Source organism: Pseudomonas sp. S10E 269, assembly GCF_002798465.1.
Lineage (GTDB): Bacteria > Pseudomonadota > Gammaproteobacteria > Pseudomonadales > Pseudomonadaceae > Aquipseudomonas > Aquipseudomonas pergaminensis.
The window spans coordinates 3,763,841-3,786,363 of sequence record NZ_PHIJ01000001.1; the positions used below are offsets into that span (position 1 = coordinate 3,763,841).

Sequence of the window (22,523 nt, forward strand, 5' to 3'; positions counted from 1 at the left end):
TTGTGAGAACCGACCGCATGTACAAACTTGAAGTCCAAGACCTGCATAAACGCTATGGCAGTCATGAAGTGCTCAAAGGCGTGTCCCTGGCCGCCGCAGCCGGTGATGTGATCAGCATCATCGGTTCCAGTGGTTCGGGCAAAAGTACCTTTTTGCGCTGCATCAACCTGCTGGAGCAACCCCACGCCGGCAAGATTCTGCTGAACAACGAAGAGCTGAAACTGGTGGCCAACAAGGACGGCGCCATGAAGGCCGCCGACCCTAAACAGCTGCAGCGCATGCGTTCGCGCCTGTCCATGGTGTTCCAGCATTTCAACCTGTGGTCGCACATGACCGCGCTTGAAAACGTGATGGAAGCGCCGGTGCACGTGTTGGGCATGTCGAAGAAAGACGCGCGTGAAAAGGCCGAGCACTACTTGGCCAAAGTCGGCGTGGGCCATCGCAAGGATGCGTTCCCGGGCCACATGTCCGGCGGCGAGCAGCAACGCGTAGCAATCGCCCGCGCCCTGGCGATGGAGCCGGAGGTGATGCTGTTCGACGAACCCACCTCGGCCCTCGACCCGGAACTGGTTGGCGAAGTGCTCAAGGTGATGCAGGACCTGGCCCAGGAAGGCCGCACCATGGTGGTGGTGACCCACGAAATGGGCTTCGCCCGCGAGGTGTCGAACCAGTTGGTGTTCCTGCACAAAGGCATCGTCGAAGAGCGTGGCAACCCGCGCGAAGTACTGGTGAACCCGCAGTCGGAGCGTTTGCAGCAGTTCTTGTCCGGCAGCTTGAAGTAATCAAGACTGCCGTTGTGCACTGACTTAGTGCATGCTTTGCAGTCTTGAATTTGGCCTCGACCCCCTGTGGGAGCTGGCTTGCCTGCGATAGCGGTGTATCGGAAACAGATGTGCCCACTGACCCACCGCTATCGCAGGCAAGCCAGGTCCCACCTCGATCTCCATTTGTGTTGAGCTTTGTGTTGCTTTACGGGCTAGCATTGGCCCTTGTCTTCATTACTGTTACTGGCTTCGGATAGCACTCCATGACCGCCCATAAAATTGGTTTCCTGATTTGGCCCAGCACAAAAGCACTGACGCTTGCGCTGGCTGAGGAGGCCTTGCGCGTTGCCCAGCGGGTGCATCCGGACGTGGTCTATGAGCTGTCGTTCCTGCAAGCCGAGCCGCCGAGCGATGGCGCCTGGCAATTGCCGGGCGAGCCGTGGGCCGGCAAGCTCGAGGGTTTCCAGAAACTGTTCCTGCTGGCGGATGAGCCGCCAACCGTGATCGCCTCGCAACTGAGCACCGCGCTCAAGCAGCTGGTGCGCGCCGGCTGCGTGATCGGCGGCTTGTCGGCGGGCGTTTACCCGCTGGCCCAACTCGGTTTGCTCGATGGTTACCGCGCCGCTGTGCACTGGCGCTGGCAGGACGATTTCGCCGAGCGTTTCCCCAAGGTCATTGCCACCAGTCATCTGTTCGACTGGGACCGCGACCGTCTCACCGCCTGCGGTGGCATGTCGGTACTCGACTTGCTACTGGCGGTGTTGGCCCGTGACCACGGCGCCGAACTGGCCGGTGCGGTATCCGAAGAGCTGGTGGTGGAGCGCATCCGCGAGGGTGGCGAACGCCAGCGCATTCCGCTGCAAAACCGCCTGGGTTCCAGCCATCCCAAGCTGACCCAGGCCGTGTTGCTGATGGAAGCGAACATCGAAGAGCCGCTGACCACCGACGAAATCGCCCAGCACGTCTGTGTGTCGCGACGACAACTCGAACGCATCTTCAAGCAGTACCTCAACCGCGTCCCCAGCCAGTACTACCTGGAACTGCGCCTGAACAAGGCACGCCAGATGCTCATGCAAACCAGCAAGTCGATCATCCAGATCGGCCTGTCGTGCGGCTTCTCCTCGGGGCCACACTTCTCCAGCGCCTACCGCAACTTCTTCGGCGCCACCCCGCGTGAAGACCGCAACCAGCGGCGCAGCAGCAGCCCTTTCGAGCTGTCCTCGGTGCCGTCAGAGCGGGGCTAGGCGTTATTCTTCCATGAGCTCCTCGTCCACCGATTCCAGTGGATTGTCGTTTTCGTCGACAGTGACTTCCAGAATCTGGAAATCATTTCCGGTTCGCTGGTAGTACTCCCTTAGAAGCTCGATGCTTTCCGGTGTCCAGGGGTTGTTATGCAAATCGCTGTCGTTGTCGAGCACTTGCTGCATTTCCATTATGTCCGCAGGGATATCGCGTAGCGCGTTATTGCTCAGGTCCAGGTTTTGCAGCCCGTGCAATTGAAATAATCCGGCCGGCACCTGACTGATCTGCGTGTTGGACAGCTGCAGCGTGGTCAACTGCTGCAGGGCGCTGACATCCGGCGCATTGCCCAGTGGGTTGTTGTTCAAATGCAAGAACTCAAGGTTGTCCAGGTCGCTGATAGAGCGTGCTTCGGCTGGGGTGAGGGCTATTTCGCAGCCGGAAAGTTCAAGGCCGCTCAGCTTGGGCATTGCGAAAATCGCAGAGGGTAACTTCCCGAGCGTGCAATTCGTCACGATCAGGGTTTGCAGGCAGGGAAAGGCTTTGAGAGTGCCGTTTATATCGGTGATGGTGAACGCTCCCTTGAGCTCAAAGTACGTCACATGGTTCAGGCGTACGCTCAGTATCGGCAATGTGCCGATGATGGGTTGGTCGAGCACAACTTCATAGGTGGTGCGGTCATCCAGGCTTTCTTCATCTATCGGGCTTTCGCGTCGCCAGGCCTCTTCGAGCAGGCGCTTGTACTGCTGACGACTGACCTCGTCGGCAATGCGCAGGTCGTCCGATAAGACGCCACCGGTCAGTGGGTGCTGCTCGGGTGTATCGTTCGCCCAGTGCTGCAGTTCGGCGACCAGTCGCTGGTAATCACCCTCCAGTTCAGTCAATTTGGCATCAACGTTCTCCAGAGTTCCAGGCAGCCCGAAAATCAGCCTGTCCGTGTCTTTTTCGGCCATTCTTGGATAGAGCTGCCGGGCCCTGTTGCGGTGCTCGGCGGGTGTCTGGACGTGGAAGCATTCATCGGTGCGCTGGCAGTAGCTTTTGATCAGCTCAAGGCTCTGGTATGTCAGGGGGTTGGCCGAAAGGTCGAACACTCGGCCCAGATGCTTTGGCAGGGCGAACAGTTCGGGGGGGAGTTGCGTGATGGCATTGCCGCTGAGGTTTATGGTGTAGCGCTGGACGTGTGTCAGCAGGGTCAAAGGCACCGTGTTGAGCCCAGTATCACGCAGGTGCAAGGTGGTCAGTTGAGTCAGATGGCTGAAATCAATGGGAGCGCCCAACGGGTTGCTGTTCAGGTTCAGGTGACTGAGATTTGACAGGCGCTCCAAGCGTGCGCGGCTGTTGTCTGAAAGGCGGATTGCGCAGTTTTCCAGACGCAGGTGCGTGAGCTTGGTCCGTGACAAAATCTCGGGCGGGATGTCGCCGAGTATCGTCTGACTGAGACTGATGGACATCAATTCGGGGAAGTGGGTAAGGAAGCTGTCGACATCCAGTGGGGCGTTATTGCCCTGTATGATCAGCACGGTGATGTGGTCGAACGAGGCGTCAATGGCGGGCAGCGCGCCCGTCAGTTCTTTTGGGATGAACAGCGAATGGCGTTGCACGCCGCTCTCGGTCAATTCATGGCGCCAGCATTTTTCCAGGCGTATGCGCAGCGCGATTCGCCTGGCGAACTCTTGACCACTAAGGTCAGGCGCGCCCTCCCATTGTTGGAGTTGCGCTTGCAGTGTTTGCAGCTCAGCCGCCCTGCGTGCCAATTCCACCTGGCCAGCTTCGACCGTGCCGGGGAGGTCGTAGATCAATCGATTGAGCGCTGACTTGCGCAAGCTTGGATAGAGCTGGTGTGCGTCGCGCAAATCAATGTGGAGTGCGTTGGCTTCAAACGTGAGGCCGTGGCTTTGATAGTAGGATTTGATCTGCTCCACTGCCGCCCGCGACAGCGGGTTGTCGCCCAAGTCGAAGGCGCTGCCCTTGTTCGGCGGCAATGAAAAAAGGGCCGGCGGTAGCTCGCGGATCCGGGTGTTGCTGAGCAGTGCAGTTTGAAGGTTGGGGCGGTCGACTATGCCGTCCGGTAGCTGTTCGATCTGGGTGTGGGATAAGTCGAGGTGAGTCAGCTCCGTCATGGCTTCGACGCTGGGCGCCAAGTCCAGAGGGTTGTCATGCAAAACCAGGGATTGTAAACCTCGCAGCGAGGCGATACGTGCCTGGTCTGCGGGCGTCAGCCTGATATTGCAACTGCTCAGGCTCAGGGAGTTCAGGTGTGGCAGGTTGAAAATGAGCTCCGGCACGCTGCCGAGGTTTAAACCCCTGACCGTCAGTTGGCGCAGTTGCTGGAAACGCCCCAGAAACGCAAGGGCGCTAGCGGTTTGCGGGCGACCGCTGAGGGTCAGCAGCGACACGTGATCGAAATTTGCCGTCAGTTCCGGCAACGCGCCGAGAATCGGGTAATCCAGGCGCAGGCTGTAGCCATCTACGCTTGGGTCCAGGAAGAGGTCGGCGGCTTCTTCACGGCGCCAGCATCGGCGCAATTGTCTGGCGATCATGCGACGGTTCTGGCGCTCATTGCGCCGTTCGGCGACGGATAGCCGCGCGCCGGTTTCGGGATGGGCGGTGGGGATTTGGCGCTGCCAGCTTGTCAGGTCGTTGCGCAGTTGTCGGTATTCCTCGGCCAGTGCCGCGAGGCCATTGGCTGCGCCACCTGGTTGGGTGTGCAAGTGGGTGAGCAAGTCTTGGAGTTGCTGCGGATCGAGCGCGGGGTATATCGCGCGAGCACGTTCCTCCAAGGTCGCGACTGGGGCAGGCGGCGCGTCCTGGATCGGGTAACCGGCATCCATTCCTAGCAAGCGCAGCGTTTCCAGTGTGGGCGGTTTGATAACGGAGGTGTCCAGTACCTGGCGCAGCTCTTCACGTGGCAGCGGTCGTTGTCGCAGTCGCTCTCGCAGCGCAGGCCCCTGATTGACGCCGAGCCCCAGGGCGTCGCGTTGTGCGTCAGGCAGGGCATTGAGTATGGCGGTGTACAGGTCGGTCTCACCTGACAGCGGGCCTTTTTCATCGTGGGGCACGTAACGGCCGTCGGCGGTACGCACCAGCGTGCGAACAACCGTGGCGTCCTTGACGCCAATCTGCAGCCACATTTCCCCCTGGACAGTGAGGTGCCTGGCCTCGATGCGTACGTTGCCCGGCCAGCCGGGTTGAGTTCTCAGGGTGTTCAGTGCCAGGCGTTCGCTGTCGACAGTGGGCATTGCCTCAAGATGCAGACCTTCGTAGGCACGGTTGATCCGCAGTTCATCCAGCGTGCTGCGGGCAAGGTCGGCCAGGCGCGGCGGGGTGTGTTGGTTGTCCAGCTCTGTGAGCTCCTCAGCGCTGGCGTGGTCGAGCACGTGAGTGATGACCTGGGTTGGCAGGCCGGGGGCGCTCTGTATCAATTGTTGCGCAGGCGCGAGCGCTGTCGGTTGCAGCTGGGCGTAACGTGAATCGAACAGCGTGGCGCGATGCCGCTCGGCCACTCGCGCGAGTTTCTTGCGCCACTGATAGGCGCGGTTGTCCAGGCTCAGCTCAGGGTCGGCCGCGCGTTCGCCGAACAGCGTGCGGATCTCTTCCGGTGTCAGCCTTTGCAGCAGTTCCTTGAGCAATTGACCCTTGTTCAATTGCGCCTCTTGGATCTGCACCACCGGTTTGTTGGTGTCTCCAAACGCCCAGGCTGTATTGCCGTGGGCATCGAGTATCTGTAGGCAGCGGGTCTCGGGCCATTCGCCGTAGGCGGTGAGCAGGTGCAACACGTCTTGTGGATCGACGTGCTGGTACGTGGTGGGATCGTCACTGCCAAGCTGGTCGATAAGGGTGCGCAAACTGCGGTCAATACGCACACGTTCAAGGGTGTCAGCCAGGAGGGGCGGTACGGGTTCGCCGAGTACATGCATTCTGCGCAGCGCGCCGTCATCGACGCCACTGAGCGTCAATGCCAACTCCCGGTCGGCCTCACTCAATTCACTGACGTTATGGCCAAGACGGCGTAACAGGGTGGGACGGTCCCAATGCAAGGGGTCTTCCAGCTCGCTGTGCCAGGCTCCCGCACCGTTGTGCTGTAGCTGCGGGGTATAGGCGTCTGGGCGCGTTGGATGTGTGATTACATACTGTTCGCTGTCGGTCAGCGGTTGCACGGCATACAGATCACCCTCAAGAGGTAACACTGACTCACCGCGCAGGGTGTGCAGGCCCTGTTCATTGATCCCCAGGCGTGGCGGCAGGGTGGTTTTTTGCCGGTAGGCCGTAAGGTCCTTGTTCCAGTAGCGGCCGCTGCCATTGGCGAGGGTGACTGGCTTGAAACGGTCGATAAACGCCAGCACATCGGGCGGCGCGACCTGGCGTAACAGCTTCACCCCGATCGTGCTCCCGGCCGCAAAGGCGCCGATTTGCACCAGCGACTCCAGCATGCTCATCAAGTGACCGAAGGCTTCACTGGACTCACCTATAGCCCAGTCGATGATGCCTTCAAACACCTCATCCAGCAGTTGGTAGGCCATGTAGCCCAGCATCAACTCGCCCAATCCGGGAATGAACGGCGCCACCACCATCACCACCGCATTAACGATTGAAGACGCCACGTTGACGAAGGCATCCCAGGCCGCCCAGCGCGCCTTGCGGTCAGCCTCGGCAGTGGAGACGGCCCGTGTACGCGCATCATTGATGATCTGGTTGAGTCGTTGTTCATAGACGTGCTGCCAGAGATCGCCGGCAATGGGTTGCACAGAGAAGTTCAGCCGAGGATCCGTGGTGGGCTCCTTGCGCCATGGCGCCTGGTCGCTTCCCGATTGCGGTGGGTGCCAGGTAATGCGCGCCAGGCGTTGGCTGAGCCCGGAAAAAAATGGCCCGTGATGTTCATGGTTGACAAAGCGGCTGAAAAAACCCTGATATTGCTCGTCGCGCAGCTTTTCGGTCAGTGCTTGCTTGAAGGCCAGTGATGAGGGGTATTCCTTGATCGGGTGTCGAGGGTCATCAGGCACATAGGCGACGACGCGCTGCACGGAACGGGGGTGTTCAAGGTCAACGGCAAACAGCAGGACGCCGTTCAACGGGGCCTCCATCATGTGCAAATCATAGGCGCGCAGGGGCTGACCGTCATGGAGCCGCGCAGGCTTGCCCTCGATCAGCTCGCCAATGGCAAGCCACATGTCTTCGGCAATGTCCCCGCTGATGCGAGCCAGGTGCAAGGCATTGCGCAAGGCGGCAGTGTGGCTGGCTATGACTTTGTGTTGCAGTGCGCTGGCGGCCACGGGCTCATCCAGGCCTAAAGCCTCACGCACATGACGAGCGTATTGGGCGCCGATGTCCAGCTCGCGGCACAACCGAGTGAACGCCGTAATCGACAACACCTTCTTGACCGCCGGCAATGTGTCGAATTGGCCACTGGCGGACGGGCGGGTGATGAACGTTGAATCCGCCTCGTAGGCGTCGACCTCGGTCTCCGTGCTCTCGAAGTTGTGCAAGGCCGCATCGAGCAATGACACCGTCCACGTGCGCGCAGCCCCTGTGCGCACGGGAAACCAGGGGGTGGTCTGTGGGATGTACAGGCGTAGATAAGTGGTTTCGCAATTCAGCTCCAGGTTGAAGCGCTTGAGCAGGGCGTCTTCAAGAATGGGCTTGGCGAACGCCTTGGCATCTTCAAGCTGCTTGAGCGTTTGCTCGACCTTGTTGCGTGCTGTCCAATGCTCAGCCGTTGCCTTTGTGAACGCCGACTTCAAGGGGCTGGGGGCTGTGCCAAGCGCCTGACCCAGTGAGAGTTTGGCTGTTTTTAGGGCATTGCGTGCCTGCTGTGAGGATTGGCCCAGCCATTGAGGGATTGCGCTCTTGAGCACTTCGTAGTGGCTGTCGGGTTGGGGGCTGCCGAGGGCTGCTGGCAATAAGGAAGACGGGGTGGTCATGCGCGCTGATCTCCAATGGACGTGAAAACGCCAGTAGATCAGCCGCCTGGCGACGGATGAGCTTAGATAGATATGCGTGGACGCCTGGTTTTGGTCCTGCCGCAAAACCGCTGGGCAGTTTAAACTGCGCCTTTGCGACGGTAATTGTCGCATTGGCGTAAACCCGCCAAAAACGCGGGTTGGCGCTATAAGAAGTTGTCGCTTGGCGGCAAGGCCGCACTGAAAACTGTCCTTACAATCCCTGCATCGCCCGCCAGTTCCAGGCAGGCGTTCCTCTTCAGGAGACTCCGATGTCCGTTGAGCAAGCCCCGGTGCAACGTGCCGATTTCGACCAGGTGATGGTTCCCAACTACGCACCTGCCGCGTTCATCCCCGTGCGTGGCGCAGGTTCGCGCGTATGGGACCAGGCCGGTCGCGAGCTGATCGACTTTGCCGGCGGCATCGCGGTCAACGTATTGGGCCACGCCCACCCGGCGCTGGTCGGTGCGTTGACCGAACAGGCCAACAAGCTCTGGCACGTCTCCAACGTCTTCACCAATGAGCCGGCCTTGCGCCTGGCTCACAAGTTGATCGACGCCACCTTTGCCGAGCGCGTGTTCTTCTGCAACTCCGGCGCCGAGGCCAACGAGGCCGCGTTCAAGCTGGCCCGTCGCGTGGCGTTCGACCGTTTCGGCACTGAGAAATACGAGATCATCGCTGCGCTGAACAGCTTCCACGGGCGTACCCTGTTCACCGTCAACGTCGGTGGCCAGTCGAAGTACTCTGATGGCTTCGGTCCTAAAATCACCGGCATCACCCACGTCCCTTATAACGACCTGGCTGCGCTGAAAGCCGCTGTGTCGGACAAGACCTGCGCCGTGGTGCTGGAGCCGATCCAGGGCGAAGGCGGCGTACTGCCGGCCGAGCTGGCCTACCTGCAAGGCGCCCGTGAACTGTGCGACGCCAACAACGCGTTGCTGGTGTTCGACGAAGTGCAGACCGGCATGGGCCGCAGCGGCCATCTGTTCGCTTACCAGCATTACGGCGTGACCCCGGACATCCTTACCAGCGCCAAGAGCCTGGGCGGCGGTTTCCCGATCGCGGCGATGCTCACCACTGAAGCGCTGGCCAAGCACCTGGTGGTCGGCACCCACGGCACCACCTACGGCGGCAACCCGCTGGCGTGCGCGGTGGCCGAGGCGGTGATCGACGTGATCAACACCCCGCAAGTGCTGGCCGGCGTCAACGCCAAGCACGACCTGTTCAAGGCGCGCCTGGAGCAGATCGGCAAGCAATACGGCATCTTCACCGAGGTGCGTGGCATGGGCCTGCTGCTCGGTTGCGTGTTGAGCGATGCGTTCAAAGGCAAGGCCAAGGACGTGTTCAACGCGGCCGAGAAAGAAAACCTGATGATCCTGCAAGCCGGCCCGGACGTGGTGCGTTTTGCCCCGAGCCTGGTAGTGGAAGAGGCGGACATCCAGGAAGGCCTGGACCGTTTTGAACGTGCAGTTAAAGCGCTGACGCAAGCTTGATGGACCGCTCGGCGTCCGAACAATCGGGCGCCGAACACAAATTCCAAAGGCCGGACTGGATCAAATGTGGGAGCTGGCTTGCCTGCGAAGACGGTGGTACAGGCAACATCTGTGCTGACTGACGCACCGTAATCGCGGGCAAGCCCGGCTCCCACATAGATTTGTTTACACCGTGAGAGCGGTGTGAGCAGTTCTCCTGTCCGGCATTTTTCCCTCTGTGAGTTTTTCGAGTTAAGGAGTGACACCATGCTGGTGATGCGCCCCGCGCAAATGGCTGATCTGGGCGAGGTACAGCGTCTGGCTGCGGACAGCCCGATTGGTGTCACCTCCTTGCCGGATGATGTGGAACGCCTGAGCGACAAGATCGCCGCCAGCGAAGCGTCCTTCGCGGCCGAGGTCAGTTTCAACGGTGAAGAGAGCTATTTCTTCGTGCTCGAAGACACCGAGACCGGCAAGCTCGCCGGCTGCTCGGCCATCGTCGCCTCGGCCGGTTACTCGGAGCCGTTCTACAGCTTTCGTAACGAGACCTTCGTGCACGCGTCTCGCGAGCTGAAGATCCACAACAAGATCCACGTGCTTTCCCAGTGCCACGACCTCACCGGCAACAGCCTGCTCACCAGTTTCTATGTGGTGCCTGAGCTGGTCGGTTCGCCGTGGTCGGAACTCAATTCCCGTGGCCGCCTGCTGTTTGTCGCCAGCCACCCCGAGCGCTTTGCCGACTCGGTGGTGACCGAGATCGTCGGCTACAGTGACGAGAACGGTGACTCGCCGTTCTGGGACGCCATCGGCCGCAACTTCTTCGACCTCAACTACGCCGCCGCCGAGCGCTTGTGCGGGCTGAAAAGCCGTACCTTCCTCGCCGAGCTGATGCCGCATTACCCGATCTACGTGCCGCTGCTGCCGGACGAAGCCCAGGAAGCCATGGGCCAGGTGCACCCGCGTGCACAGATCACCTTCGACATCCTGATGCGCGAAGGCTTCGAGACCGACCATTACATCGACATCTTCGACGGCGGCCCGACGCTGCACGCACGGGTATCGGGCATTCGCTCGATCGCCCAGAGCCGTGTGGTGCCGGTGAAGATCGGTGAGATGGTCAAGGGTGTCGGTCGCCAGTACTTGGTGAGCAACGCGCAGTTGCAGGATTACCGCGCGGTAATGCTGGAGCTGGACTACGCGCCGGGTAAACCGGTGACGTTGGACCTGGCAGCGGCCGAAGCCCTGGGTGTTGGCGAAGGCGCGAGCGTGCGCCTGGTAGCGGTTTAAAAAAAGAGTTTCGCGGGTGGCTGACAACAGCGGCCCGTTCGAGGAGATAGCATGATCGTTCGTCCCGTACGCAGCAGCGATTTACCGGCCCTGATTGATCTGGCGCGCAGCACCGGCACCGGCCTCACGACCTTGCCGGCCAACGAAGAGCGCCTGACCCACCGCGTGGGCTGGGCGGAGAAAACCTTTCGCGGCGACGCCGGGCGCGGCGATGCCGACTACCTGTTCGTGCTGGAAAACGACGAAGGCCGCGTGGTGGGCATTTCTGCCATCGCCGGTGCCGTCGGCCTGCGTGAGCCCTGGTACAACTTCCGGGTCGGCCTGACGGTCAGCGCCTCCCAGGAGCTGAACATCTACCGCGAGATTCCGACGCTGTTCCTGGCCAACGACCTCACCGGCAATTCCGAGCTGTGCTCGCTGTTCCTGCACGCCGATTACCGCACCGGCCTCAACGGCCGCATGCTGGCCAAGGCGCGGCTGTTGTTTATCGCCGAGTTCCCGCAGTTGTTCGGCAACAAGATCATCGCCGAGATGCGCGGGGTGTCCAACGACGCCGGGCGCTCGCCGTTCTGGGAAAGCCTGGGCCGACACTTCTTCAAGATGGAGTTCAGCCAGGCCGATTACCTCACCGGCGTGGGCAACAAGGCGTTTATCGCCGAACTGATGCCGAAGTTTCCGCTGTACAGCTGCTTCCTTTCCGAAGATGCACGCAACGTCATCGGCAAGGTCCACCCGGACACCGAGCCGGCGCTGAGCATGCTCAAGAGCGAAGGGTTCAGCTACCAGGGCTATGTCGACATCTTCGACGCCGGCCCGGCGGTGGAGTGTGAAACCACCAAGATCCGCGCGGTGCGCGACAGCCAGTCATTGGTACTGGCCATCGGCACACCCGGGGACGACGCCACGCCGTTCCTGATCCATAACCGCAAGCGCGAGGATTGCCGCATTACCGCCGCACCGGCCCGCCTGGCCGCAGGCACGCTGGTGGTCGATCAACAGACCGCCAAGCGCCTGCAACTGGTGGTGGGTGATCAAGTGCGTGCCGTACCGTTGTCCGCTGCTCGGGAGTCGAAATAATGAATTCGCTGTATATCGCAGGTAGCTGGCTGGCTGGCCAGGGTGAACTGTTTGAGTCGCGCAACCCCGTGACCCAGCAGGTACTGTGGGCCGGCAATGGCGCCACTGCCGAGCAGGTCGAGTCCGCCGTGCAGGCCGCGCGCCAGGCGTTCCCGGCCTGGGCCCGGCGCCCGCTGGAAGAGCGCATCAGTGTGCTGGAGACCTTCGCGGCCACGCTGAAAAACCGTGCGGATGAAATCGCCCGCTGCATCGGCGAGGAAACCGGCAAGCCACTGTGGGAGTCGGCCACCGAAGTCACCAGCATGGCCAACAAGATCGCGATTTCGGTGCAGAGCTACCGCGAGCGTACCGGCGAGAAGAGCGGCCCCCTGGGCGACGCCACCGCCGTGTTGCGCCACAAGCCCCACGGTGTGGTGGCGGTGTTCGGGCCCTACAACTTCCCGGGCCACTTGCCCAACGGCCATATCGTGCCGGCCTTGCTGGCGGGTAACACCGTGCTGTTCAAGCCGAGCGAGCTGACCCCTAAGGTCGCCGAACTCACCGTGCAATGCTGGATCGAAGCCGGCCTGCCGGCGGGCGTGTTGAACCTGCTGCAAGGCGCGCGGGAAACCGGCATCGCGTTGGCGGCCAACCCAGGTATCGATGGGTTGTTCTTCACCGGCTCCAGCCGCACCGGCAATCATCTGCACCAGCAATTCTCCGGGCGCCCGGACAAGATCCTCGCCCTGGAAATGGGTGGCAACAACCCGCTGGTCGTCGATGAAGTGGCCGATGTGGATGCGGCGGTCTACACCATTATCCAGTCGGCGTTTATCTCGGCTGGCCAGCGTTGCACCTGTGCCCGCCGCTTGCTGGTGCCGGAAGGCGCCTGGGGCGATGCGTTGCTGGCGCGCCTGGTGGCGGTCAGCGCGACGATTGAAGTCGGCGCGTTTGATCAGCAGCCGGCGCCGTTCATGGGCTCGGTCATCTCCCTCGCCGCCGCCAAAGCGTTGATGGACGCCCAGGAGCTGATGCTCGCCAATGGCGCTGTGGCGCTGCTGGAAATGACTCAGCCTCAGGACCAGGCCGCCTTGCTGACCCCCGGCATCATCGACGTGACCGGTGTGACCGAGCGTGAAGACGAGGAACTGTTCGGCCCACTGTTGCAGGTGATCCGCTACGCTGATTTTGAAGCGGCGATTGCCGAGGCCAACAACACCCAATACGGTTTGGCCGCTGGTCTGTTGTCGGACTCCGAAGCGCGCTACCAGCAGTTCTGGCTGGAAAGCCGCGCCGGCATCGTCAACTGGAACAAACAACTGACCGGCGCCGCCAGTACCGCGCCGTTCGGTGGGGTAGGGGCCTCGGGCAACCATCGCGCCAGTGCCTATTACGCGGCGGATTATTGCGCGTACCCGGTGGCCTCGTTGGAAACCCCAAGCCTGGTGGTGCCAACAACCCTGACCCCCGGTGTAACACTCAAGTGAAGGTGGCACCGATCTGATGTGGGAGCTGGATTGCCTGCGAGGCAGACGACTCGGTCTTTCAGTACAACCGAGTTGATGCTATCGCAGGCAAGCCAGCTCCCACGGTTGATCGGGATGACAAGTTGATGCCTATAAAAACAGATGTTCGTGGAGCCTCGCCGATGAAATCCTATGAAGTCAATTTTGACGGTCTAGTGGGGCCGACCCATAACTACGGCGGTTTGTCCTATGGCAACGTCGCGTCCCAGAGCAACAGCCAGCAGTCTTCCAACCCAAAGGAAGCGGCGTTGCAGGGCCTGCAGAAAATGAAAGCCCTGATGGACATGGGCTTTGTGCAAGGTGTGCTGGCACCCCAGGAACGTCCTGATGTGGCGGCCTTGCGCAACCTCGGTTTCAGCGGCACCGACGCCCAGGTCATCCAGCAGGCCGCCAAGCACGCCATGCCGTTGTTGGTCGCGAGCTGCTCGGCGTCGAGCATGTGGGTGGCCAACGCCGCCACCGTCAGCCCGAGTGCCGATACCTTCGACGGTCGCGTGCATTTCACCGCCGCCAACCTCAACTGCAAGTACCACCGCAGCATCGAACACCCAACCACCAGCCGCGTGCTGGGGGCGATGTTTGCCGACCAGAAGCACTTCGCCCATCACGCTGCATTACCGGCGGTGGCGCAGTTCGGTGACGAGGGCGCGGCCAACCACACACGCTTCTGCCGCGACTATGGCGAGGCGGGCGTGGAGTTTTTCGTGTACGGGCGCAGCGCCTTCGACACTCGTTACCCGGCGCCGCAGAAGTACCCGGCGCGCCAGACGCTCGAAGCGTCCCAGGCCGTTGCACGCTTGCACGGCTTGAAGGATGAGGGCGTGGTCTATGCCCAGCAGAACCCGGCGGTGATCGACGCCGGCGTGTTCCACAACGATGTGATCGCGGTGGGTAACGGCGAAGTGCTGTTCTATCACGAGGACGCGTTCCTCAACACCGAACAGATGCTGGGCGAGCTGCAAGGCAAGTTGGGCAAGCTGGGCGGCAACTTCCAGTCTGTCTGCGTACCGCGGGCCCAGGTCAGCGTCGAGGACGCGGTGCGTTCCTACCTGTTCAACAGCCAGTTGCTGAGCCGCCCTGATGGTTCGATGCTGCTGATCGTGCCGGAGGAGTGCCGCGCCAACGAACGCGTGTGGCAGTACCTGCAGAACCTCACGGCCTCTGGCGGGCTGATCCGCGAAGTCAACGTCTTTGACCTCAAGCAAAGCATGCAGAATGGCGGCGGCCCGGCCTGCCTGCGTTTGCGTGTGGCGTTGAACGAAACCGAGCTGGCGGCGGTGAACCCAGGGGTTATCATGACCGCGCCGTTGTACGACACATTGACCCAGTGGGTCGACAAGCACTACCGCGACAGCCTGCGCGAAACCGACCTGGCGGACCCGCAATTGCTGCTTGAGTGCCGGACGGCATTGGATGAACTGACGCAAATCCTTAAACTGGGCTCGGTATATCCTTTCCAGATCAATTAACGCCACCTTCTTTTACGCCCTATGCTGAGAGCTACTTTATGACCACCGACACCCTGAAACTGATTCTTGAAGACACCGACGGCACCCAGCTGGAAACTTCCTGCACCCGCGTCGCCGTGGTCTGGCAGGGCAAGGAAATCTGGATCCAGCACGACGGCCGTGGTCAACTGCTGATCGGTGTGGACGTGGAAGAAGGCGACGCCGAGTACGCCAACCTGCTGATGCGCCCGCTGGCCACCAACCTGATGAGCCTGCAACTGGAAATGGAGCCGGCCGACGTCGAAGGTGATGACGACGATCACGTCCACGGTCCTGGCTGCAACCACTAAGGAAGCTGCTTATGCTCGCCCTCGGCAAACTGCTTGAACTGACCCTCGCCGGTCGCGAACCGGCGCAAAAAATTCAACTGACTGTCGACGGCGTGCAGATGCGCTGGCTCAGCGAGGGCGCACTCGAAGTGCGCCCGCCTGAAGCGAAGGACAACGGCAGCGACGTGCTGCTGTCGTCCGGCATCCATGGCAACGAAACCGCGCCGATCGAACTGCTCGACCGCCTGTTGCATGGCATTGCCCGTGGGGAGATCAAGCCCCGTTCCCGTATTCTGTTCCTGTTCGGCAACCCCGAGGCCATGCGCCGCGGCGAGCGTTACCTCGAACTGGACGTCAACCGGCTGTTCAACGGCCGCCATGAGAAAAACATCGGCCCCGAAGCCATGCGCGCCGCTGAGCTGGAGCAATTGGCTCGCAGCTTCTTCAGCCTGCCGGGCCGTTCGCGCCTGCATTACGACCTGCACACGGCCATTCGCGGCTCGAAGATCGAGCAGTTTGCCCTGTACCCGTGGAAGGAAGGTCGCCAGCATTCACGTCAGCAGTTGGCGCGCTTGAACGCGGCCGGCATGCAGGCGGTGCTGCTGCAGAACAAGACCTCGATCACCTTTACGGCCTTTACCTACGAGCAACTCGACGCCGAGGCCTTCACCCTCGAACTGGGCAAGGCCCGGCCATTCGGGCAGAACCAGGGCGTGGATGTGTCGCGCCTGGAAACACTCCTCAAGCAGATCATCGAAGGCACCGAGCCTGAGACTGACAGCCTGGAAGGCTTGCAACTGTTCGCCGTGTCGCGCGAAGTCATCAAGCACAGCGATGCCTTCTTGCTGCACCTGCCGGCAGACGTGGAAAACTTTTCGCCGCTGGCCAAGGGTTATCTGCTGGCCGAAGACGTGGCCAAGACCCGCTGGGTGATCGAGGAGGAGGGCGCGCGCATCATCTTCCCCAACCCGAAGGTGAAGAATGGTTTGCGCGCGGGAATTTTGATTGTGCCCACCACCGAGGACGGCCTGGTTTAATTATTCCGGTACTGTTTGCGCGGCGGTAACCCGAGTTCCTTGCGTAGCCCGTTTTCGCTGAACTCCCTCGGGTTGGTGTTGGTGGGCGGCGTGCTCGGGTCGCGATCAAAGTCGAACGGCGGTGCTGTCGTGGGCAGGCCCACGGCTTGCAGTTCGAGGTTTTTCACCGGATAGCGCGGTTTGTTGCCGTCAATACCGTCGGGGCTCTCACCGCGCAACAACGTGCCGCTGATGTGGTTCCAGGCGTGGCACAACTCGTGGAACAGGTTAATGATGCTGGGCGTTCCGGGGATTATGTCAGTGGTGTTGTACCAAATGTTTCCGCCGAACGAGGGACGGCCAGGCTGGTCATTGTCGATAAACGGCCAATCTGCGGTACCGGGTGCCGGGACGAATAGCCCGTTGAGCCTGGGGTAGAACTCATGAATGGTGATGGGGTGTCCGTTGTCGCGTGCGGCATGCTCCAGTTGCGCGAGCAAGCGTTGCCCGGTCAGTGAGCCGAGCAGCAGGCGTAGATCGTCATTGACCCGCTGGACGAATTGCGCACTGCCTTGCACAACGAGTCCACTCTGGCCCAAGGGCTTGGGCTCCAAATGAACCGCGTGGGAAGCCAATTGGCCGGGAGGAAGGTCATCCGGCACGTCCGGGTGCATCATCAAGGCACAGTCAACTGTCAGGCTGCTCTTGAAGTTGTAGTACGTGACATCGTCGGCCTTGAGCTGGGTGACGTCGTTGAGCCCATCGCCGGTGTAGATAACGTTTTTGGCCGGGCCGGCCTTGATCCGGTCGTTACCGGGGCCGCCGCTGAGGATGTTCAACCCGCGCCCGCCGACAATATGATCATTACCCTCGCCTCCATCCAGGAAGCATGCGCCGCTGCCGCCGCTGATCTCGTCAGCACCGGGGCCGCCATACACGGTCATGTGGGTATCTTGAAAACCGTGGACCTCGTCGTTGCCGTCGCCCGCTTCCACATGGCAAGCGCCGTTGACGACAGCGATGAAGTCATCGCCAGGGCCGGTGTAGAGGGTGGCCGTTTTGGCTGCGGTGACCACGCGGTCGTCGCCTTCGCCGCTGTACACAAAGACCGGCACAATGACGTTATCTTCAATATGAATTCGATCGTTTCCGCCGCGGGTGTCCAGCACCACTGTCTGGGTGCGCCAGTTGAGGGTGATCTCGTAGCGGGCCTGATTGATCTGCACCGTCAGTGTCAGTAGGGCGTCTATCGGAGGGGCGCCAACGATATTGACCATGTCGGGGGTGTTGAAGGTGGTGAGGCATAGTTGGTCGACCTCTTCATCCCTGAACAGCTTGCGTTCGATGCGCACATTTTCATTTTCAAGGATGTCGTGGATTTCGATAAAGCCCGGGCCGCCAGGACGTTTGTTGGTGGGTTCGCGCCTTGGTTTGGGGGTGAGTGTGCGTGCATCGATGACGTAGACGCCTTCGGCATTTTGATTGGGGTGCATCTCGCAGTTCCTTGCGTCGGAGGTAAGGGGGCAGGCCTTACTAAACCGCAGGGGTGCGCTCTTGAAGCGGTAGATATGCAGCATCAAAAAAAAGCCCCGGCAAAGGCTTGCCGGGGCATTTTTGATCACGGGCTGAGGAGGCGTCAGACCGCCAGTTTTTGCGGCTCTTCGCTGCGACGGATCGCGCGGACTTTCTTCAAGGTATCAGCGCAGGTACGGGCGGCTTCCTGGCCCTTGTGCACGAAGTGCTCGTAGAAGAATGTTTGGTGCTCGCTACCGGCGTGGAAGTGATGCGGGGTCAGGGACACCGAGAACACCGGTACTTCGGTTTCCAGCTGCACTTGCATCAGGCCGCTGACCACCGATTGGGCCACGAATTCGTGGCGGTAGATGCCACCGTCCACCACCAGCGCAGCGGCGACAATGCCGGCATAACGACCGGTCTTGGCCAGCAGCTTGGCGTGCAGGGGCATTTCAAAGGCGCCGCCGACTTCGAAGAAGTCGATGTCCGATTCCTGGTAGCCCTGGGCGATGATTTCGGCGAGGAAGCCTTTACGGCTCTGGTCGACAATATCCTTGTGCCAGCAGGCCTGGATAAACGCGATACGTTCGCCGTGGTGGTGTTTGCTTTTGCTGTCGATAGCGGTGGGTTGCATGTTCTGACTCCTGTTTAAGAAAAAAACAGGGCGTTATGAATCGAATGGGATTTAAGGGTACGCAAACACACGTCGTGCGCGGCCCTTAGGTGCCAATCCCGTTCTCTCTTCATCCGGACTATGACCGTCGGCCCCGGGATCACACCGGGTCTGCTGACCTTGGCGCCGTCCTGCATGAGCAGTTCGAGGCGCCAAGCGCTCGCGGGCTATGCACATTGCGTGCAATTACCGCCGGTGGGGAATTGCACCCCGCCCTGAGAACGTTGCCGCCAGAACCCTGGCGGCGGAGAGTTTTTAACACGGTTTTTCGAAAACTGCACGACCGCTGTATCGATAAGCTATATCGGTTTGTTTGGTTGGTATTCGATTGAATGCAGTTGGGGCTTGATATTGCGCGGCTTTGCCCGCAGTAATCACTCACAAAAGGAACTTACTCAACCCTTGAGAGGCGTGCTTCATGTCTGTGATCGACCTGCGCAGCGACACCGTGACCCAACCCACCCCCGGCATGCGGGACGCGATGGCCAATGCCCTCAGCGGCGATGATGTGTATGGCGAAGACCCCAGCGTCAACCTCTTGGAGGCCGAACTTGCCAAACGCCTGGGCTTTGCCGCTGCGCTGTTCGTGCCCACCGGCACCATGAGTAACCTGCTGGCGTTGATGGCCCACTGTGAACGCGGCGAGGAATACATCGTCGGCCAACAGGCCCACACCTACAAATACGAAGGTGGCGGGGCGGCCGTGCTCGGTTCGATCCAGCCCCAGCCACTGGAAGTGCAGGCGGACGGCTCCCTGGACCTGAACCATGTGCTTGAAGCCATCAAGCCCGACGACTTCCACTTCGCCCGCACCCGCCTGCTGGCGCTGGAAAACACCATGCAGGGCAAGGTGCTGCCGCTGGAGTACCTGGCAAACGCGCGCGCTTTCACCCGCGAACACGGCCTGGCCCTGCACCTGGACGGCGCGCGGCTCTACAACGCAGCGGTCAAGCTGGGGGTGGATGCGCGCGAGATTGCCCAGCACTTCGATTCGGTGTCGGTGTGCCTGTCCAAGGGCCTCGGCGCGCCGATCGGCTCGGTGCTGTGTGGCTCCACTGCGCTGATTGCCAAGGCACGGCGCATGCGCAAGATGGTTGGCGGTGGCATGCGCCAGGCCGGCTCGCTGGCGGCGGCGGGGCTGTACGCGCTGGATCACCAGGTGCAGCGCCTGGCGGACGACCACGCCAACGCGCAATGGCTGGGGGATGAGCTGCGCAAGGCCGGCTATACCGTCGAGCCGGTGCAGACCAACATGGTCTATGTGCAAATCGGTGATCAGGCCCAGGCGTTGAAAGCCTTTGCCGCCGAGCGCGGGATCAAGTTGAGCGCCGCATCGCGCTTGCGCATGGTCACGCACCTTGACATCAGCCGGGCGCAGATCGAGCAAGTCGTGCAGACATTCGTCGACTTTTCCCGGAAATGACAGTGCAGACCGTCTAATTGACTGTTTCTATCGCATAAACACGCTGTACCACCGGCAAAGGGCCGATATAATGCGGCCCTTTGCCGTCGCTTCGTCTGATGATGTTGCGCACTGGCCTTTGGCCGCAGCCTCCGTGGAAGAACCTAATGAAAAGCGCAGAAATCCGTGAAGCCTTCCTTCGCTTCTTCGAAGAGCAAGGTCACACCCGTGTCGCCTCCAGCTCCTTGATCCCAGGCAATGACCCAACCCTGCTGTTCACTAACGCGGGGATGAACCAGTTCAAGGACTGCTTCCTGGGCCAGGAAAAACGCGCCTACACCCGTGCTGTCAGCAGCCAGAAGTGCGTGCGCGCCGGTGGTAAGCACAACGACCTGGAAAACGTCGGCTACACCGCCCGTCACCACACCTTTTTCGAAATGCTCGGCAACTTCAGCTTTGGCGATTATTTCAAGCAAGACGCGATCAACTTCGCCTGGACCTTCCTCACCGGCGTACTGAAACTGCCGAAGGAAAAACTCTGGGTCACCGTCTACGCCAGCGATGACGAAGCCTACGACATCTGGACCAAGCAGGTCGGCGTACCGGCCGAGCGCATGGTGCGCATCGGCGACAACAAAGGCGCGCCGTACGCCTCCGACAACTTCTGGACCATGGGCGATACCGGCCCGTGCGGCCCTTGCACCGAGATCTTCTACGACCACGGTGCGGATATCTGGGGTGGCCCACCGGGCTCGCCAGAGGAAGACGGCGACCGTTACATCGAGATCTGGAACAACGTGTTCATGCAGTTCAACCGCACTGCCGATGGCGTGTTGCATCCGCTGCCAGCGCCGTCGGTCGACACCGGCATGGGCCTGGAGCGGATCAGTGCGGTGATGCAGCATGTGCACTCCAACTACGAAATCGACCTGTTCCAGAGCCTGCTGGCCGCGGCCGCCAAGGCTATCGGTTGCGCCAATGAAGACCAGGCGTCGCTCAAAGTGGTGGCTGACCACATCCGTTCCTGCGGCTTCCTGATTGCCGACGGCGTGCTGCCGTCCAACGAAGGCCGTGGCTACGTGCTGCGTCGCATCATCCGTCGCGCTTGCCGCCACGGTAACAAGCTGGGCGCCAACGGCAGCTTCTTCTACCAGATCGTCGCGGCACTGGTGGCCGAGATGGGCGAAGCCTTCCCGGAACTCAAGCAGAACCAGGCGCACATCGAGCGCGTGCTCAAGGCAGAAGAAGAGCAGTTCGCCAAGACCCTGGAGCAGGGCCTGAAGATCCTCGAGCAAGACCTTGCCAACCTGCAAGGCAGCGTGGTGCCGGGCGACGTGGTGTTCAAGCTCTATGACACCTACGGTTTCCCGATGGACCTGACCGGCGACATCGCCCGTGAGCGCAACCTGACCCTTGATGAGGCCGGTTTCGAGCGCGAGATGGAAGCCCAGCGCGTGCGTGCACGTTCGGCCAGCTCCTTCGGCATGGACTACAACAGCCTGGTCAAGGTTGACGTGGCCACCGAGTTCACCGGCTACAAGGCCACCCAGGGTGCGGCCAAAGTGGTTGCCCTCTATAAAGACGGCCAGTCGGTTGACGTATTGAATGAAGGCGATGAAGGCGTGGTGGTCCTGGACCAGACCCCGTTCTACGCAGAATCCGGTGGCCAGATTGGCGACTGCGGTTTCCTCAAGGCGGCGTCCGGGCGTTTTGACGTGCGTGACACCACCAAGACTGGCGGTGCTTTCCTGCACCACGGCGTGTTGGCTTCGGGCAACCTGACCGTCGGTTCGCCGGTGGACACCCAGGTAGACGCCGACGTGCGCCACGCCACCGCGCTGAACCACTCGGCCACGCACCTGCTGCACGCCGCGCTGCGTCAGGTACTGGGGGAGCACGTGCAGCAGAAGGGTTCGTTGGTCGACAGCCAGCGCCTGCGTTTCGACTTCAGCCACTTTGAAGCGATCAAGCCTGAGCAGATCAAGGCCCTGGAAGAAATCGTCAACGCCGAGATTCGCAAGAACACCCCGGTAGAGACCGAAGAGACCGATATCGAGACCGCCAAGGCCAAGGGCGCCATGGCGCTGTTCGGCGAGAAGTACGGCGACAGCGTGCGCGTACTGAGCATGGGTGGCGACTTCTCGGTGGAGCTGTGTGGTGGTATCCACGCCAACCGTACCGGCGACATCGCCCTGCTGAAAATCGTCAGTGAAGGCGGCGTGGCCTCCGGTGTGCGCCGTATCGAAGCGGTGACTGGCGCAGCAGCCCTGGCCTACCTGAATGCGGCTGAAGAACAACTCAAGGAAGCGGCCACCCTGGTCAAGGGCAGCCGCGACAACCTGATCGACAAGCTGTCCGCTGTGCTGGAGCGCAACCGTGCCCTGGAGAAACAGCTGGAGCAGTTGCAGGCCAAGGCGGCCAGCGCTGCAGGCGACGATCTGTCGGCCTCGGCCGTGGACGTCAAGGACGTGAAAGTCCTGGCTGCACGCCTGGATGGCCAGGACGGCAAGGCGCTGTTGGCCCTGGTCGATCAGTTGAAGAACAAGCTCGGCCGCGCAGTGATCCTGCTCGGCGGTGTCCATGAGGATAAGGTCGTTCTGGTTGCTGGTGTAACCAAGGACCTGACTGGCCAACTCAAAGCCGGTGATTTGATGAAGCAAGCCGCCGCGGCAGTGGGCGGGAAGGGCGGTGGTCGTCCGGACATGGCGCAAGGCGGTGGTGTAGACGCTGGCGCCCTGGACGCGGCCCTGGCCCTGACCGTGCCGTTTGTCGAGGCAGGTATTTAAGGCACCGTTAACCGGCCCGTGGTCTAGTCACGGGCTACTCGGTGCTGGTTGATTGGATATTAGGCGCCCCTTTA

General features: G+C 61.2%; 14 protein-coding genes and 1 riboswitch. Of the genes, 11 read left to right on the plus strand and 3 right to left on the minus strand.

What is annotated here, in order from left to right:
- Positions 1 to 17: 17 nt before the first annotated feature.
- On the plus strand, positions 18 to 782 hold the full coding sequence (locus CWC48_RS17525) for an ABC transporter ATP-binding protein (RefSeq protein WP_003214336.1): 765 nt from the start codon (positions 18 to 20) through the stop codon (positions 780 to 782).
- A gap of 245 nt (positions 783 to 1,027) precedes the next feature.
- Positions 1,028 to 2,008 (plus strand): GlxA family transcriptional regulator, encoded by a 981-nt coding sequence (locus tag CWC48_RS17530; protein WP_078049886.1) that lies wholly within the window; start codon positions 1,028 to 1,030, stop codon positions 2,006 to 2,008.
- 3 nt (positions 2,009 to 2,011) lie between these two features.
- On the opposite strand, the gene CWC48_RS17535 is transcribed toward CWC48_RS17530, so the two are convergent.
- Positions 2,012 to 7,921, minus strand: coding sequence for a dermonecrotic toxin domain-containing protein (locus CWC48_RS17535; protein WP_100492271.1), 5,910 nt, complete (start codon positions 7,919 to 7,921; stop codon positions 2,012 to 2,014).
- A gap of 290 nt (positions 7,922 to 8,211) precedes the next feature.
- Here CWC48_RS17535 and CWC48_RS17540 point away from each other — a divergent pair, with 290 nt between their 5' ends.
- From CWC48_RS17540 to astE, 7 genes are all read left to right on the plus strand, one after another.
- Positions 8,212 to 9,432 (plus strand): aspartate aminotransferase family protein, encoded by a 1,221-nt coding sequence (locus CWC48_RS17540; protein ID WP_099493702.1) that lies wholly within the window; start codon positions 8,212 to 8,214, stop codon positions 9,430 to 9,432.
- Between the two features lie 246 nt (positions 9,433 to 9,678).
- Complete coding sequence (gene aruF / locus CWC48_RS17545) at positions 9,679 to 10,698, plus strand: arginine/ornithine succinyltransferase subunit alpha (RefSeq protein WP_003175655.1); 1,020 nt, start codon at positions 9,679 to 9,681, stop codon at positions 10,696 to 10,698.
- Positions 10,699 to 10,749: 51 nt separating this feature from the next.
- The gene (gene astA / locus CWC48_RS17550) at positions 10,750 to 11,775 is read left to right on the plus strand and encodes an arginine N-succinyltransferase (RefSeq protein ID WP_078049883.1); all 1,026 of its coding nucleotides are present in this window, start codon (positions 10,750 to 10,752) and stop codon (positions 11,773 to 11,775) included.
- Positions 11,772 to 13,241, plus strand: a complete 1,470-nt coding sequence (gene astD / locus CWC48_RS17555) for a succinylglutamate-semialdehyde dehydrogenase (RefSeq protein ID WP_177409546.1) — start codon at positions 11,772 to 11,774, stop codon at positions 13,239 to 13,241. The genes astA and astD overlap by 4 nt, the downstream gene beginning before the upstream one ends.
- Before the next feature lie 161 nt (positions 13,242 to 13,402).
- Positions 13,403 to 14,749 carry an N-succinylarginine dihydrolase gene (gene astB, locus CWC48_RS17560; protein ID WP_100492273.1) on the plus strand — a complete coding sequence of 449 codons (1,347 nt, stop codon included), beginning with the start codon at positions 13,403 to 13,405 and terminating at the stop codon, positions 14,747 to 14,749.
- Positions 14,750 to 14,787: 38 nt separating this feature from the next.
- The gene (locus tag CWC48_RS17565; protein WP_003214319.1) at positions 14,788 to 15,078 is read left to right on the plus strand and encodes a hypothetical protein; all 291 of its coding nucleotides are present in this window, start codon (positions 14,788 to 14,790) and stop codon (positions 15,076 to 15,078) included.
- A gap of 11 nt (positions 15,079 to 15,089) precedes the next feature.
- Positions 15,090 to 16,094, plus strand: coding sequence for a succinylglutamate desuccinylase (astE, locus tag CWC48_RS17570; protein WP_100492274.1), 1,005 nt, complete (start codon positions 15,090 to 15,092; stop codon positions 16,092 to 16,094).
- On the opposite strand, the gene CWC48_RS17575 is transcribed toward astE, so the two are convergent.
- Together CWC48_RS17575 and CWC48_RS17580 are read right to left on the minus strand one after the other, a co-directional pair.
- Positions 16,091 to 17,566, minus strand: a complete 1,476-nt coding sequence (locus CWC48_RS17575) for a M91 family zinc metallopeptidase (protein WP_100492275.1) — start codon at positions 17,564 to 17,566, stop codon at positions 16,091 to 16,093. The genes astE and CWC48_RS17575 overlap by 4 nt on opposite strands.
- A 143-nt stretch (positions 17,567 to 17,709) precedes the next feature.
- Positions 17,710 to 18,222: a 6,7-dimethyl-8-ribityllumazine synthase gene (locus tag CWC48_RS17580; RefSeq protein WP_099493698.1), complete on the minus strand. Its 513-nt coding sequence runs from the start codon at positions 18,220 to 18,222 to the stop codon at positions 17,710 to 17,712.
- A gap of 96 nt (positions 18,223 to 18,318) precedes the next feature.
- A riboswitch (FMN riboswitch) is annotated at positions 18,319 to 18,488 on the minus strand.
- A gap of 191 nt (positions 18,489 to 18,679) precedes the next feature.
- Here CWC48_RS17580 and ltaE point away from each other — a divergent pair.
- Both ltaE and alaS read left to right on the plus strand, forming a co-directional pair.
- Positions 18,680 to 19,684 (plus strand): low-specificity L-threonine aldolase, encoded by a 1,005-nt coding sequence (gene ltaE / locus CWC48_RS17585; RefSeq protein WP_100492276.1) that lies wholly within the window; start codon positions 18,680 to 18,682, stop codon positions 19,682 to 19,684.
- A 146-nt stretch (positions 19,685 to 19,830) separates the two neighbouring features.
- Positions 19,831 to 22,449: an alanine--tRNA ligase gene (gene alaS, locus CWC48_RS17590; RefSeq protein ID WP_100492277.1), complete on the plus strand. Its 2,619-nt coding sequence runs from the start codon at positions 19,831 to 19,833 to the stop codon at positions 22,447 to 22,449.
- The last annotated feature ends 74 nt before the right edge of the window (positions 22,450 to 22,523 follow it).

Coding starts and splice junctions, on each gene's coding strand:
- CWC48_RS17540 (WP_099493702.1), top strand. CDS start 8,212: ATGTCCGTTGAGCAAGCCCCGGTGCAACGTGCCGATTTCGACCAGGTG.
- astA (WP_078049883.1), top strand. CDS start 10,750: ATGATCGTTCGTCCCGTACGCAGCAGCGATTTACCGGCCCTGATTGAT.
- astB (WP_100492273.1), top strand. CDS start 13,403: ATGAAATCCTATGAAGTCAATTTTGACGGTCTAGTGGGGCCGACCCAT.
- astE (WP_100492274.1), top strand. CDS start 15,090: ATGCTCGCCCTCGGCAAACTGCTTGAACTGACCCTCGCCGGTCGCGAA.
- aruF (WP_003175655.1), top strand. CDS start 9,679: ATGCTGGTGATGCGCCCCGCGCAAATGGCTGATCTGGGCGAGGTACAG.
- CWC48_RS17565 (WP_003214319.1), top strand. CDS start 14,788: ATGACCACCGACACCCTGAAACTGATTCTTGAAGACACCGACGGCACC.
- CWC48_RS17535 (WP_100492271.1), bottom strand. CDS start 7,921: ATGACCACCCCGTCTTCCTTATTGCCAGCAGCCCTCGGCAGCCCCCAA.
- alaS (WP_100492277.1), top strand. CDS start 19,831: ATGAAAAGCGCAGAAATCCGTGAAGCCTTCCTTCGCTTCTTCGAAGAG.
- ltaE (WP_100492276.1), top strand. CDS start 18,680: ATGTCTGTGATCGACCTGCGCAGCGACACCGTGACCCAACCCACCCCC.
- CWC48_RS17525 (WP_003214336.1), top strand. CDS start 18: ATGTACAAACTTGAAGTCCAAGACCTGCATAAACGCTATGGCAGTCAT.
- CWC48_RS17575 (WP_100492275.1), bottom strand. CDS start 17,566: ATGCACCCCAATCAAAATGCCGAAGGCGTCTACGTCATCGATGCACGC.
- CWC48_RS17530 (WP_078049886.1), top strand. CDS start 1,028: ATGACCGCCCATAAAATTGGTTTCCTGATTTGGCCCAGCACAAAAGCA.
- CWC48_RS17580 (WP_099493698.1), bottom strand. CDS start 18,222: ATGCAACCCACCGCTATCGACAGCAAAAGCAAACACCACCACGGCGAA.